Raw genomic sequence first — 13,978 nt, forward strand, 5'->3', positions numbered from 1 at the left:
CGTAGTTTTCCTATAAACAGCAAAAGCCCGCCACGGACCCGCATTACGCGCTGATCCATAGCAGGCTTGCTTCACGGCCTGTTTATCCAAGCACCTTCTCAAATACCGGAAAGCTTGCCGCTCTCCCTGGGAAGTTCACTTCTCCCCGCAGGTCATAACCTAAGCCTTGATACAGCTTGAGCGCAGCCGTGTTCTTGGCATAGGTATCCAATCGTAGACTCGTGTAGCCCTCTCGCATGGCATATTCCTCGGAGAAGGCTATCAGTTTTCGCGCAACTCCCTGTCCTTGGGCTTCCGGATCGACAGCAAGCCGATGCATCATTAAATGAGGCCCTTTCATCTGCTTCCAGTTAATGGTCTCATACTGCTCATCCTGGGATTCGTCAAGGACGATGATCCCTAAGATGCGGCCTTCGCCCTCAGCTGCAAACAACGTTCCTCGCTGCAAATCCTCACCAATGACCTCTCGGTTCGGATACTGATCATCCCATTGATCGCTGCCTCCAGCCTGCATGACCGCAACACAGCGGGCTATCAATGCCATGATTTCTTGAAGCTCCTCTATTCGTCCTGTCCGTATGTTTATATTCATCGATGCACCTACTATTGTTTTTTTAGAACATTTTACTATGCTTGGACGGCTGCAACAACATGTAAACATGAAACTCAACGTCATCCCACGAATTACTTGGGTGGGATAATACCTTTAAAGGTTCCATTACAGATACCCTTTTATTCAAGCAATGTAAGAGTCACCTCTATCGTATTCGTTACGAATGAGCGCTCCGGACGGGATTTCAACATGACGGTCAACCCAATCAGCGATACGATCAGCGCTTGGGATAAAGCTTTCGCGTCTGTCCCGATCGCAAGCTCGCCCGATTGTATGCCTCGTTCAATGGTTTCTTGAAATATGACCGCCAAGTACATCTGATGCTCCCTTGTCAGAATTTCAAATTTCTCATCATGAGGCGCAAGCTCGACCATCGTATTGATACAAAAGCACCCTCGGCTGCTGCTTTCGGAATATTCCTTATCAACCACATTTTCAAAAAAAGCCCGAAACGCCTCCCTGACCGATCGATGGTTTTGCAGCCTGGCCCGCGCCTCGGAAGCATGTGACATCGTGTATTTGCGCAGAGCTGTTTCGAACAGCTCCTTCTTGTCTCCAAAGGCTGAGTATATACTGGGCCGTTGAATGCCCATTCTGGAAGTCAAATCGCTTAATGAGGTAGCCTCATATCCCTTCTCCCAAAATAACTGCATTGCTGCATCTAATACTTTCTCTTCATCAAATTCGCGGACTCGTCCCATATTGAATTACCTCTCGTTACATTTGATTTTAAGGAAAACTTCATGATCACCAAAGGAGTAAAGATCTATTTTCATTACCAATCAGTATAATTAAATTTATGATGTGCGGATGCTTTTGTCAAACACCGATTTCCTGTATATTGCTGATTTATATTAGAAAACCCCGTTGTTTCTTAACGTTTGAAATAAACCTGTTGACATGGATCGTAAGGATGGGATATATTAATCGGGCGATTTATCATACCGATCAGTACATATAAAAATCGAAAGGGTTGGATTCACACAATGGAAGAGATCATAGCAAAAAAAGCGGTCCATAACGAAACAGCCGCGAATGCGTCACAGGGGACGGCGACTACGGCCAAATCCGGTAATCGTATGCCTCTGACTCGTTCCGTTACGTTATTGTTTGCGATTGCTTGCGGCATGTCCGTTGCCAATATCTACTTCGCTCAGCCGCTGCTCGATGAGCTGTCGTACGAGTTCAACTTGGACTATGCCGTCATTGGAATTCTGATTACCGTCACACAGATCTTTTATGCATTGGGACTGCTGCTGCTGGTGCCTCTGGGGGATTTACTGAACCAGCGGCGATTAATTATCGGTCAAATGGCGATCTCCGTGGCGGCTCTCGTGATCGTTGGTACTGCTTCATCCGGCGCGATGCTCTTTGCAGGTTTGGCTTTGGTCGGATTGCTTGCCGTTGTAACGCAGACGATTGTGGCGTTCGTGGCGACCGTAGCTGCTCCTGCTGAACGAGGGCGAGCCGTAGGCATGGTAACCAGCGGAATTGTGATCGGGATCCTTCTGGCGCGAACCATTTCAGGAGTTTTGAAGGATCTTGCAGGATGGCGTTCGGTTTATCTGGTTTCTGCTGCGTTGATGCTGTTCATGGTTTACGCATTATATAAGGTGCTGCCAAATGTTAAGCGTAAGGTAAAAACTCTTTCCTATTCTCAACTGCTTAAGTCGGTACTGGTGTTGTTCCTTCAAGAACGGCTACTACGTGTCCGCGCTGTTTTGGCTATGCTGATTTTTACGGCTTTCAGCATTTTGTGGACGCCATTAGTGCTGCCTCTTAGCGCGCCGCCACTATCCCTTTCGCACTCTGCCATCGGGGCGTTTGGTCTCGTAGGCGTCGTGGGTGCATTGGCTGCAGCAAAAGCCGGTAAGCTAGCCGATCGAGGTTACGGACAAAGAACGACCGGAATTGCATTGTCCCTGCTATTGCTGTCATGGCTGCCGGTCAGCTATACAGAACGGTCCCTTTTTGCCTTAGTCATTGGTATTATTCTGCTGGACTTGGCGGTACAGGCGGTGCATGTCACGAATCAGAGTATGATTTTTGCATTGCGCCCGCAGGCGCGCAGTCGCATGGTTGCCGGGTATATGATTTTTTATTCCATCGGAAGTGCCGCCGGTTCCATTGCTTCGACCCATATCTATGCACAGTATGGTTGGCATGGAGTTTGTATGCTTGGAGCCTCCGTCAGCGCTATTGCCCTTATATTTTGGGCTGTGACCAAAGGCGATAAAGGTGCCCATTGACAATAAAATCAAACTACAAAAGATCGTACCCACAGGGTGGCGATCTTTTAGAATATCCACGAACAGTAGCAGCCTTGCCAGCCCATACGTCAATCATTTTGGAAACTCTCTATTTAGCGTTAAGGATGCCGTTCCTCAGAATAACAAAAGACACGCCGTATGGGCGTGCCTTCAACATATTCTTATGGTGTTTTCCCCAGGATCACTTCGCCTGTCGTCTTATTCCAGGACATCGGAATGCCAAGCTTTGTCGTGATCAACTCCAATGGAAACATGCTCGAATTAGCCAGGAATGGAATGCTGACATCTTCTCGCGTCACCTTCCCGTTCACTAATACAACGGCGGGATCACTGGATTTAATGGACACGGTATTCCCGCCATAAGAGAAAGACCATACCGGAAATCGATGATTTCCGTGTTTCGGATCCGGATTCGACTGTCCGCGCTTCACTTTGATCCCGAGGGCTTCAAAAACGCTAGTATACGGTACATACAGCTTGCCTTTCACAATAGCGGAAGAACCGTAGAAGCTAACCGATTGTCCGTTTGCCGTCCAGGATAGAGGAGACTGTACCATGACTGGATTCCCATCGTTCTCGTTAGGCGAGCCGCTGCCTTGATATTTCTCTTCTCCCCAAGCCAGCAGCTTACCATCTTTGTTGGTTGCATAACCTGTATATCCATTGCTTCCCCAAAGCGCCTTGATACCTGTCAAACCTTTCACTTGAAAAGGCTTCGCCGCCGGGTCGTTGTATTTCCACTGCCAGACCGTGCCGTCATTTTTAAGCATGTACAAACGGTTAGACCCCGTTCTTATCTCTTGGATATCGTTTAATCCCTTCACCGCAGCCGGCACTTGCTGCTTTTCATTCACATTCCACCGCAGCACCGTCCCGTTCTCATGCAGCAGAAACACGTCATACCAATCCGCGGCGATTCCGGCAATGGAGGAAGTAACCAGCGATTTAATCTCACGGAACTCACGCTCCAGCCGGTACCGATCGTAGAAACTGTTATATACCGTTAACATATCAACACTGCCGTCATCACCGAGAATCAGCGCCTCATGTCCGGCGACCACTATTGTTTTTGCATTTATGACTCCCTTGATCGGAAAGTACTTTACCGTCATCTTTAAATGATCATTCGGATCAAACGTCGGATTCCATATCGTTGCAGACCCATCCTTATGCAATGCGACAGAACCATGGTTTGAAATAGCCAAGCTGGCTACATCCTTAAGTCCTTCCAGCTTGATCAGCCCTCCCCGTTTTTGGAAAGGTAACAACGGATCCCCGTTAATATAAGGAGAGTAATAATCGCCCCAGGCCCACACGTCCCCGTTCTTGTCCAAGGCAAATGAAGAATTGTCCCCTGCCGCCACCTGAACAATATCAGTTAAACCCGCGACTTGCTTTGGCACCAATTGATGAATGCTAGTCCCGTCACCTACTTGACCTGACTTGTTATAACCCCAGGCAGTCACGGAGCCGTCGCTCCATGCCGCAACACCATGTCCGCTGCCGCCAGCCACGCTTACCGGTGTATGCGGTGAATCTCCATGCACAGCTTCGGCAGCTCCCACACTGTCCATTGCCATACAATTGACTGCTAACAATATCGTCATTAACATATAAGCTACTCTACGATTCAATACCTTCAAGTATGAGGCCTCCATTCGCGATCTTTATAATGGTATATAATACCATACAAAAGATAGTATGGAAAAAACAGTAACTTCCCGATTTGCTTGCTGTTATCCGTAATACTTAGGGTTGCCGGATTCAGGCCTATGTCTGCTGAAACAAGGTTGCCGTCACCTGGCAGTCCGCGCACAGGAACATATAATAAATGCCTTCTCCATACTCCTCGATCTGTTCCCAATCCAGCTGCCCGATGAATGTCATGCTTTGGGAACAGCAGGAGCAGGAGGGATATACGGCGTCCTGAATCCAAGCCGGGTAGCCGCCGATTTGCGAAACCGCCGAACCGAGCGTCCAATAGGCCGCATAATAGCTGTTGCGGGGATGGTCCGCAAGCCGTAAGGACTGCCCCTCCGCCGCATAGCTTCTATCATCCTCCTCGGAATCAGGCTCCGGTAGATATTCCGGTTTAATATTAGCTTGGCTCCATTCGGATTTTCCGTGGAAATCCACATCCATATAGATCGTATCGTAACAGCTGCAATTCACACAGGTGCACACCCGCAGCCTCTCTCCGGTCAACCCCAAGAAATGAAGCTTCGGATGGCGGATGTCCAGATCCGTCAAGGTGGTCAGGCCGCTTCCGCACCATGGACAGAGAGCGGAATTCTCCTTCAAGAATTCTGCGGGTTCAGGTTCTGCTGCATAGGTGCTTTCTGATGGCACTATTTTCGCTATGGCGTAGCTGTCATGGTAGAATAGCCGGCGCTTACTTCCTTTCTCCGTAAGCTCCCAGCCCCCCTCATGCGCATAAGCTTCAGGCGGGACGTATAATTCCTCCGCCCATGATGGAGGCACGGTCCTCCATTCTTGAAATTGGTGCACGACCTGATCATCCCCGATCCAAGCCAGGGCGAGCAGCAGATGGTTGCGGTTATCCTTGTCCTGTTCCACTTGTTGAAGCAGCTCGTCTCGGCTACGGGCGGATGCATCTTTGAACAGAATGCCGGGGTAATAGATACCGCGCTCCATCATTGTCGGGATACAGGACTCAAGCGGCTTGTTCTGATAGCAGACCAGGGAAACAAGAATTTCCTGGCAGGTGTCCTCATCACCTGCTTCCAGCAGATCAAGAGCAAAAGTCAGCAAGCGATCGGCCTCGCCTGGAGATAACGCCGAATATACCTCTTCTCTTTTCAGAGGATAGGGAATATATCGAATCAATGGATCCCGCTTCAGCGGGGCATGCATGATCTTAAGGATCCCTACAGGATCTGTAATCCCTTCATATAAGTCGATATCTCTCCGATTTTGTTCTATGTAACGCTGCCGTTCCGCACGCTCCATCTCCTGCTTGCACGGCATGCAATAACCGCCGGTCTTGGCCGCGGTTGCCGGTAATATCGTTGCCGAACATCCTTCGCTTCGGCATGGCAGCCGTTCTGTCATGCTAGCCCCTCCTTAATCTATGGCAAGTTCACTCAGTTGGATCCCGGCTCCTATTCTATAGTAAGCCCACCTCAGCTGGATCCCGGCTCCTATTCTAGGGTATGCCCACCTCAGCTGGATCCCGGCTCCTATTCTATGGTAAGTCCACCTCAGCTAGATCCCGGCTCCTATTCTATGGTAAGTCCACCTCAGCTAGATCCCGGCTCCTATTCTATGCTAAGCCCACCTCAGCTGGATCCCGGCTCCTATTCTATGGTAAGTCCACCTCAGCTGGATCCCGGTTCCTATTCTATGGTAAGTCCACCTCAGCTGGATCCCGGCTCCTATTCTATGGTAAGTCCACCTCAGCTGGATCCCGGCTCCTATTCTATGGTAAGTCCACCTCAGCTGGATCCCGGCTCCTATTTCCTCACGGTCATGAATCTCCTTTATTAACTATAGCTTTCTTTTCATTCCCATATCAACAAGGAGCTCTCTTATAGACCACGACCGGCAAGGCTATGGGGTGTCGGCATATTAGGAGCATGGTAATTGAAAATAATCTTATAACGTCTCCATGGAATCGTGAGCACTGCTCCCTGAGCGCACGGTGTGTGGTCCGGGACATGCTCTACATTGTTACCCTTCAGATACGTTGTACATTGTGAATAGCATACTCCTTGTGTATGTACTCTTAACGGCGGAATCGGTTGGCGCATCGCTAAGCTCGCTCACCTAAGCGATTGCGCGAACCCTGTTCGCCACGTGGGATATAGCGGCTCCCAGCCGTACTCCTTCCGGGCTTTGGCGTTCGAAGCGCCGCGCTCGCCGCGCTTGCTCCCCGCTTGATATGCTGGAGCAGGCGCGTGCAGCGCCTCAGCATACAACGGCAGCCACAACGTACCGGCAGCAGGCTCGTCATCTACGATATTGACCGGCCCCGTCGGCCAGTCCAATGCCTGCAGTGCGGCATTCGCCGCATCCTCGACATGGAGAAATGACATAACGCCATCCGTTGCTGGAAGAGCTCGAGTTCGTACCTTTTCCGCCATGATTCCGTTGGCGTCGTACCACGTGCCGGGACCGTAGAACATTCCGTACCTTAGAATGACGTGGTTCGGCAGTTGTGCAACGGCATGTTCCAGCGAGATGATACCGTCTATCGTAGATTTGCGCGGCGGAGGCGCCTGGACATCCAGAGGGACGTTCTCGGTGGCGGGATAATCCCCGGGTTCATAGGCCCAGGCAATGCTCTGGGCAATCATGCGTTTAACGCCGTGGATCTGCGCGGCTTCTACCAGATGACGGGTGCCCTCCATCCGAATCCTCGCATTATCCTCCAGATTCCATTGGCTTAACGAAGTGAGCTGATGGATAATGACATCCGGCCGCACTTCCCCAATCGAGGCTATGATCCCTTCCCGATCAAAGGCATCCGCAACGATCCCCTTGGCTCCCCATGATTCGATCAGCCCTTTCCGCTGAGGGTCGTGGGTCATGCCGATAACTCCATGGCCGGCTTGCACCAATCTGGGAAGTAAACGCTGGCCGATAACGCCGGTAGAGCCCGCTACGAATATTTTCATAAATGACAACCTCCATTCCACTGCATATGAAGATAATTGATCCAACCCATCAAAAATGGGATATAGGCAGTTTCATCTTAGCATGACGGATGGGCAGCTATAAGTACCACTTTTCATCAAGTCAACCATGCCATTTCATTCGATTGAGAGGTTATCTCCACAGTTGGAAAGAGCATAGGACGCTCGCGTTTTTGACAAACGTGACGGAGCAGCGTAGTTGGGCAAGCACGAAGGACGCATTGGGACAAGCATGGATAGTGCAACCGCCTTTTGATAAATGCACAACATTATCGTAGTATTACAAGCGCGATAGAGCACCGCTGTACGTGAACCAAGCATTGTAGTTAAACAAGTACATAAAGCACATAGTTGGACAAGCACGACAGGGTATGCAGCACCCGCAGTTAAACAAGCGCGATAGAGCACCGCTGTACGTGAACTAGCATTGTAGTAAAACAGTGCATAAAACTCCGTAATTTTAGAAACACGACAGAGCACGCAGCACCCGCCGTCAACAAGCGCGACAGATCACGCAGCAATAAGCACTCTTCGTTCAACGCAAAAACGCACCACATCAAGGGGTGCGTTTTTGCGGGAACAACCTTCTTCTATCATTACTCTTCGTCTGTTACATCACTAACTGATACATGCATGTGGCTGTGCAGCTGCCGGCACTCCGGCTGATCACACACGCCATAGAAGGTAGCGATTCGATTCGTATCCACCGTATCGACTTCAGCGCTGCAATGCCTGCACAAGATGACGCCCATTTCCAACTTTTTAACGGAAGTGTTCATGCTTCACTCATCCTCTCCAGTATCAGATTGTTATGCATTTTTTATAATGATCTTCATGTAATTAATGTACAATATAAATAAATAATACACAATATATATTCATTAAATTGTTGAATTTCGTTATATATGACGTCATATTTATGAGGATAATATAAAAAAGCGCTCCATGTAGTAACATGAAGCGCTTCATGGCATGAATTTGCGAAAAATCACGCAATCACATGTTTTTTATCTTGGAAGAACTATATCGCTGTCACACATAGCTGGAGGCAATACTATTGCAAAACCCGCAAAACACGAGTTATACTAGCCATCATAAGGACGTGAAGAACACGCCGCTTCTATGCAAAGTGCCCCAATGAAGGATTGGGGTTCCATTGTATGGAGCGGCTTTTTTATTTTCTAGCGCAATCGCATTCCATCTAATACTAAGGAGGAAAAATGAACATGTCACGGTTTGATCAACAATATGAGCTCTGGATACACACGAATATTTTGAATGAAAAGAATCCCCGCAGGCTCGAAATCCTTCAGAAAGGGTTAGGCCACGGTACCGTCGAGTTTCTGCGCTCAGTGTGGTTTCCCGCAATCGGTAATTTCAATGACTTGCATCCGGAATGGGAAGTACGCGATTTCAGCAATGGTTATCGTTATTTAGACCTTGCCTACATGCCCGGTGGTGCGAGAGGAGGCATCGAAATCCAAGGATACGGCCCGCATGCCCGCGATTTGGACGTAAGAAGGTTTAAGGATTTATGCCGCCGTCACTGCTTACTGGCACTGGATGGTTGGACATTCCTTCCCATTGCTTACCCCTCCATCGTCGAAGAGCCAAAACAATGCCAGCAGCTCATTTTATCCTTCGTCGGCAGATTTGTGGCGTCAGATGTACCTGCGTCCTTAAGTTGGCTGGAGGCAGAAGCTGTCCGATTTGCGCGGCGATTGCTGCGCCCGATAACCCCATTAGAACTCGCGAATCATCTTAGGGTGAGTGACCGGCATACCCGACGCTTATTGCATAAACTGGTCAAGCTTCAGATACTGGACATAGCAAGCGGTGAACAACGAGCCCGTACCTATAAACTCCGCTTGTAACACAGTACCGACGGGAGCATGCATCAGTTCCTGCAGATACCCAAGCGACGAATAAACAAACTAGTGGACACCAGATCCGTTATTCCGAAAAAAACAGCCACTTTTCCCGTACTTCCGGACTCAGAATCCGCTATTTACTTTAAATACCACGAATTATCACCATTCTTTATGTAATAGCGGATCTGGTGTCCTCATATTGCCCAAAACCCACCCGTCCAGACGTAATAGCGGAACCTCTGTCCTCATATTACCCAAACCTACCCGTCGGGACGTATAGCGGAACCTCTGTCCTCATAACGTCGCAGTAGCCCACCGCGAGACCACGCCTCATAAAAACATCTCTAAACTCCGCTCATCTCTAAAGTCAGCTTGTAACACAGTACCTGACAGGAGCATGCATCAGTTCTTGCCGATACCCAAGTGACGAATAAACAAACTAGTGGACACCAGATCCGTTATTCCGAAAAAAACAGCCACTTTTCCCGTTCTTCCGGACTCAGAATCCGCTATTTACTTTAGATACCACGAATTATCACCCTTCTCTATGTAATAGCGGAACTGGTGTCCTCATATTACCCAAAATCCACCCATCCAGACGTAATAGCGGAACCTCTGTCCTCATATTACCCAAGCCCACCCGTCAGGACGTATAGCGGAACCTCTGTCCTCATATTACCCAAGCCCACCCGTCAGGACGTATAGCGGAACCTCTGTCCTCATAACGTCGCAGTAGCCCACCGCGAAACCACGCCTCATAAAAACATCTCTAAACTCCGCTCATCTCTAAAGTCAGCTTGTAACACAGTACCTGACGGGTGCACGTATCCGTTCTTGCAGATACCCAAATGACGAATAAACAAATCAGTTCTTGCCGATACCCACGAGACCAATAAACAAACTAGTGGACACCAGATCCGTTATTCCGAAAAAAACAGCCACTTTTCCCGTTCTTCCGGACTCAGAATCCGCTATTTACTTAAAAAACCACAAATTATCACCATTCTTTATGTAATAGCGGATCTGGTGTCCTCATATTACCCTAAACCCACCCATCCAGACGTAATAGCGGAACCTCTGTCCTCATATTACCCAACCCCACCCATCCAGACGTAATAGCGGAACCTCTGTCCTCATAACGTCGCAGTAGCCAAACCCACCCGTCGGGACGTATAGCGAACCTTAGTCCTCATAACGTTGGAGTAGCCCACCGCGATACCACGCCTCATAAAAACATCTCTAAACTCCGCTCATCTCTAAACTCCGCTTGTAACACAGTACCTGACAGGAGCATGCATCAGTTCCTGCAGATACCCAAGTGACGAATAAACAAACTAGTGGACACCAGATCCGTTATTCCGAAAAAAACAGCCACTTTTCCCGTACTTCCGGACTCAGAATCCGCTATTTACTTTAAATACCACGAGTTATCGCCCTTCTCTATGCAATAGCGGATCTGGTGTCCTCATATTACCCAAAACCCACCCGTCCAGACGTAATAGCGGAACCTCTGTCCTCATATTACCCTAAACCCACCCTACGAGACGTAATAGCGAACCTTAGTCCTCATAACGTTGGAGTAGTCAATTCAATCCAGCTGATAAACCCTGAGTCCCATATAACGGAATCTGTTCAGTTCGGCACCATCATCCGGTTTTGCAGCGTCGTCAGCATCTCATCCCAATAACGCCTCATGATCTCTCTCATATAAACATCATCCAGCATCTCCTGGTGAATCGCGATGGTTGTTTTTCCAGTCTTCGTGGACAACACATAGATTTGCAGCCGGGACGGGTTGTCCCACTCCTTGCGTTTCCAAGTCAAGCGCAGCTTATGGTAGGGTACGACCACCGTAATTTTGCCGGACACGCCTTCCTTCGATTCATACTCATGCCCGACCTGCAGCTCCAGAGAAGGAACATCCCCGATCCATAATGACAGTCCCTCGGAAGACATGAGGAAATCCCAAACCCTCTCTTTTGTCGCGGCTATCGTCTTTCTGACCCCGATCTGCACCCCGGCATCTTTGGATAAGCCGACGGGCACCCGCCCCATGACCTGCTCATACATGACGGCGATCCACTCGCCCCATTCCCCGGATACTTGATGCTGCTCAACGATATGGTTTCGGATCTGCTCATGTGACCAGAGCGGGCCCACTTCCTGCCCAAGGGCCACAATCCATTCCTCCCACGAACGTTCGGTTGCTTTCATCACTTCTTGTTTAAAAATCGTGCCTGCCATCGAGCTCTCTCCTCCCTGACGCTATCTGTTGGAGTTCATTATATAATACAAACACTGACAAAGAAGGTCAGTGTTTATCTTCAGGATTGATAATATTTCAAGAGGGACTCCGCAATGTCGATCATGCCTGATTTCAGTTCCTCGGGCCCGATGATTCGAATCTTCCCGCCAAATGACAATAGGTAGTAGGCAACTTGCGTGTATAACATATGCTCATCCAGCCTGAACACCGCATGCTCCGCCGTACGTTCGACGAGGGCTTGACTGAGCAGCCAATGCGCGCATAAATCGTCCAAAGCTTGAGGGAGGCCTTGGATATGTACGGAAACCAAATGAGGATTGGATTCGGAACCTTGCCCCGATAACAAGCTGTCCAATACGTATTCCCGCGGGGAAAACGACGCCGGACGGTCAAACGCGTTGTCGGTATGCCGGATATCGCGCATACGGTCGACGCGGAAGCAGCGAATTTCACCGCGCAGATGGCAATGGCCCACCGCGTACCATTTGCTTTTCCAATGGACGAGTCCGTAAGGATCCAGGATACGTGGTTGTGTTATACCGTCATAGCCTGTGGCGTAGTCGATCTCGAGGCTGGATTGCCGGTCGATCCCCGCCTCGATCTCATGCAGTATCCTGGTAAGCGAAGAAGCTGTAGGAGGATGGATGGCCTCAATACTGCTTTCGTGGCGCTCCAAACGCTCCAGCTGCTCGGAATTCGTATATCGTTTTATTTTGGAAACGGCTCGATTAAGCGGCTCTTCGGATGGATAACCCGCTTCCCGTGCGAATGCGGCGGCATGAAGAAGCGCCCTTTGCTCATCGGCCTCAAAAAACAGCGGCTCCAGCTTGATATGCTCCGGGATGGAGTAGCCTCCATCGCGCCCAATCTCGGATACGACAGGCACGCCGGACATGCAGAGCGCGTCAATGCATCGGTAAACCGTCCGGATATGTACGCCCAACTCCTCCGATAGTTGTTTAGCGGTTATTCTTCTTCGCGATTTCAGCAGCCATAGCATCGCCAGCATATTATCGGCTTTAGACATCGTTATGCAGCAGCCCTTCCCTTGGAATTCATATATGTGATCACATTATATATCACTTCCTAGTAGAAGGTTTAGAGATTTCTTCCTGCTTAATCCGGATGGTAATCACTGATTCCCCACGTTCTAATGAGAAAAGCCAACCCTCTGCAGGATCGGCTAGTCAATGAGTACATCGTGCGGCACTGCTACCTGTGTCCGCACGGTGAGTGGTCCGGGGCATGCTTGAATGTCTGTCTATACCTTGAATGTCTCTCTATATCCTTGGATGGCTGCTATATCCTTGAATGATGCCTAACTTCATCAGCTGTCATAATCATGCTCCGCCGTGAATGATGACTTATCCTCAATGATCATGGTCCACCGTGATGACAACGCTGCCCCTCTTGCGACCTTCATCCACATACCGGTGCGCCTCGGCCATTTGCTCCAATGCATACCTTCTGTCGATGACCGGCTTGATCTTCCCCGTTCCCAGCAGCTCCGCTAGCAATCTCAGATCCTCCATCAGCACCTTGGCTACCCCCTGCCCTTCAACGGTTACATAGCTCCCGCCCGGGGTGAGCAAATGCTTGCATTTGGATTTTGGCAGTTTACCGACCGCGTCCAGAATAATGTCGTATTGATCTCCGGTCGTCGTAATGTCCTCTTTGGTATAATCAAGGACCCGATCGGCTCCGAGCGACCTCACCATCCCCATATTCACGGCACTGCAAACGCCGGTTACCTCTGCTCCATAATGTTGCTTAGCAAGCTGTACGGCTAACGTCCCAACCGCACCGGACGCTCCATAAATCAGAACCTTGTGTCCCTGCCGGATATTCCCTTTTCTAAGAAAATGCAGGGCCGTCGTTCCTCCGAAAGATACGGCGGCGGCATCGTCATAAGTCACATGATCGGGCTTTAACAGCAATAACGCATCTTCACGCATGCAGATATATTGGGCATACGTACCGAATCGCATTCCCCTGAATGCCAAGACCTGATCGCCTACCTTGAATTGCGTAACATCCCTGCCAATCGCTTCGACTTCCCCCGCCAGCTCTACCCCGAGTATCGGTTGTCTTGGCTTTCTCAAACCCAGCACCAGCCGCATGGGAATCCTGTACAAAAGAGGACTGCGAAATCCCCGCACGCGGCAATCCCCCGAATTGACGGTGGTTGCATAAATTTTGATTCGAATTTCGCGACCCTTTGGGATCGGCTTCTCTACCTCTTGCAGCTGTAAAACATCCGGTGCTCCATAAGCGGTGCATACCATTGCTTTCATGGGTTTCCT

At 49.6% G+C, this 13,978-nt stretch carries 11 protein-coding genes; 2 read left to right on the plus strand and 9 right to left on the minus strand.

The features are described 5' to 3' along the window. Nucleotides 1-82: 82 nt before the first annotated feature. The gene (locus tag MKY82_RS25315) at nt 83-592 is read right to left on the minus strand and encodes a GNAT family N-acetyltransferase (RefSeq protein ID WP_220684228.1); all 510 of its coding nucleotides are present in this window, start codon (nt 590-592) and stop codon (nt 83-85) included. A 140-nt stretch (nt 593-732) separates the two neighbouring features. Further along, a complete protein-coding gene (locus MKY82_RS25320; protein ID WP_194544047.1) occupies nt 733-1,314 on the minus strand; it encodes a TetR/AcrR family transcriptional regulator in 582 nt (193 codons plus the stop codon). 378 nt (nt 1,315-1,692) lie between these two features. On the opposite strand from MKY82_RS25320, the gene MKY82_RS25325 reads away from it, so the two are divergent. Further along, complete coding sequence (locus tag MKY82_RS25325; RefSeq protein WP_339296718.1) at nt 1,693-2,862, plus strand: MFS transporter; 1,170 nt, start codon at nt 1,693-1,695, stop codon at nt 2,860-2,862. Nucleotides 2,863-3,044: 182 nt separating this feature from the next. On the opposite strand, the gene MKY82_RS25330 is transcribed toward MKY82_RS25325, so the two are convergent. From MKY82_RS25330 to MKY82_RS25345, 4 genes are all read right to left on the minus strand, one after another. Beyond that, nucleotides 3,045-4,526: a chromosome condensation regulator RCC1 gene (locus MKY82_RS25330; protein ID WP_339294641.1), complete on the minus strand. Its 1,482-nt coding sequence runs from the start codon at nt 4,524-4,526 to the stop codon at nt 3,045-3,047. Nucleotides 4,527-4,653: 127 nt separating this feature from the next. Next, nucleotides 4,654-5,955: a DUF1963 domain-containing protein gene (locus tag MKY82_RS25335; RefSeq protein ID WP_339294642.1), complete on the minus strand. Its 1,302-nt coding sequence runs from the start codon at nt 5,953-5,955 to the stop codon at nt 4,654-4,656. 710 nt (nt 5,956-6,665) lie between these two features. Beyond that, the gene (locus tag MKY82_RS25340) at nt 6,666-7,520 is read right to left on the minus strand and encodes an NAD(P)-dependent oxidoreductase (RefSeq protein ID WP_220684223.1); all 855 of its coding nucleotides are present in this window, start codon (nt 7,518-7,520) and stop codon (nt 6,666-6,668) included. Between the two features lie 614 nt (nt 7,521-8,134). Beyond that, nucleotides 8,135-8,317, minus strand: a complete 183-nt coding sequence (locus MKY82_RS25345; protein ID WP_194544051.1) for a GapA-binding peptide SR1P — start codon at nt 8,315-8,317, stop codon at nt 8,135-8,137. A 447-nt stretch (nt 8,318-8,764) separates the two neighbouring features. Between MKY82_RS25345 and MKY82_RS25350 the strand changes: the two genes are divergently transcribed. Next, nucleotides 8,765-9,412, plus strand: coding sequence for a transcriptional regulator (locus MKY82_RS25350; RefSeq protein ID WP_339294643.1), 648 nt, complete (start codon nt 8,765-8,767; stop codon nt 9,410-9,412). A 1,629-nt stretch (nt 9,413-11,041) separates the two neighbouring features. Here MKY82_RS25350 and MKY82_RS25355 read toward each other — a convergent pair. The 3 genes from MKY82_RS25355 to MKY82_RS25365 all read right to left on the minus strand — a co-directional run bounded on the left by MKY82_RS25355 (nt 11,042) and on the right by MKY82_RS25365 (nt 13,969). Then, a complete protein-coding gene (locus MKY82_RS25355; RefSeq protein WP_339294644.1) occupies nt 11,042-11,653 on the minus strand; it encodes an SRPBCC domain-containing protein in 612 nt (203 codons plus the stop codon). Between the two features lie 80 nt (nt 11,654-11,733). Continuing rightward, nucleotides 11,734-12,702: a YafY family protein gene (locus MKY82_RS25360; RefSeq protein ID WP_339219075.1), complete on the minus strand. Its 969-nt coding sequence runs from the start codon at nt 12,700-12,702 to the stop codon at nt 11,734-11,736. A 343-nt stretch (nt 12,703-13,045) separates the two neighbouring features. Further along, complete coding sequence (locus tag MKY82_RS25365) at nt 13,046-13,969, minus strand: NAD(P)-dependent alcohol dehydrogenase (protein ID WP_339294645.1); 924 nt, start codon at nt 13,967-13,969, stop codon at nt 13,046-13,048. Nucleotides 13,970-13,978 lie beyond the last annotated feature (9 nt).

This window comes from Paenibacillus sp. FSL W7-1279, from assembly GCF_037969845.1.
Taxonomy (GTDB): domain Bacteria; phylum Bacillota; class Bacilli; order Paenibacillales; family Paenibacillaceae; genus Paenibacillus_AQ.

Bases quoted from the DNA above. Each gene is read 5' to 3' on its own strand.
- MKY82_RS25315 (WP_220684228.1), bottom strand. From the start codon at position 592: ATGAATATAAACATACGGACAGGACGAATAGAGGAGCTTCAAGAAATC.
- MKY82_RS25350 (WP_339294643.1), top strand. From the start codon at position 8,765: ATGTCACGGTTTGATCAACAATATGAGCTCTGGATACACACGAATATT.
- MKY82_RS25345 (WP_194544051.1), bottom strand. From the start codon at position 8,317: ATGAACACTTCCGTTAAAAAGTTGGAAATGGGCGTCATCTTGTGCAGG.
- MKY82_RS25355 (WP_339294644.1), bottom strand. From the start codon at position 11,653: ATGGCAGGCACGATTTTTAAACAAGAAGTGATGAAAGCAACCGAACGT.
- MKY82_RS25325 (WP_339296718.1), top strand. From the start codon at position 1,693: ATGCCTCTGACTCGTTCCGTTACGTTATTGTTTGCGATTGCTTGCGGC.
- MKY82_RS25340 (WP_220684223.1), bottom strand. From the start codon at position 7,520: ATGAAAATATTCGTAGCGGGCTCTACCGGCGTTATCGGCCAGCGTTTA.
- MKY82_RS25320 (WP_194544047.1), bottom strand. From the start codon at position 1,314: ATGGGACGAGTCCGCGAATTTGATGAAGAGAAAGTATTAGATGCAGCA.
- MKY82_RS25365 (WP_339294645.1), bottom strand. From the start codon at position 13,969: ATGAAAGCAATGGTATGCACCGCTTATGGAGCACCGGATGTTTTACAG.
- MKY82_RS25335 (WP_339294642.1), bottom strand. From the start codon at position 5,955: ATGACAGAACGGCTGCCATGCCGAAGCGAAGGATGTTCGGCAACGATA.
- MKY82_RS25360 (WP_339219075.1), bottom strand. From the start codon at position 12,702: ATGTCTAAAGCCGATAATATGCTGGCGATGCTATGGCTGCTGAAATCG.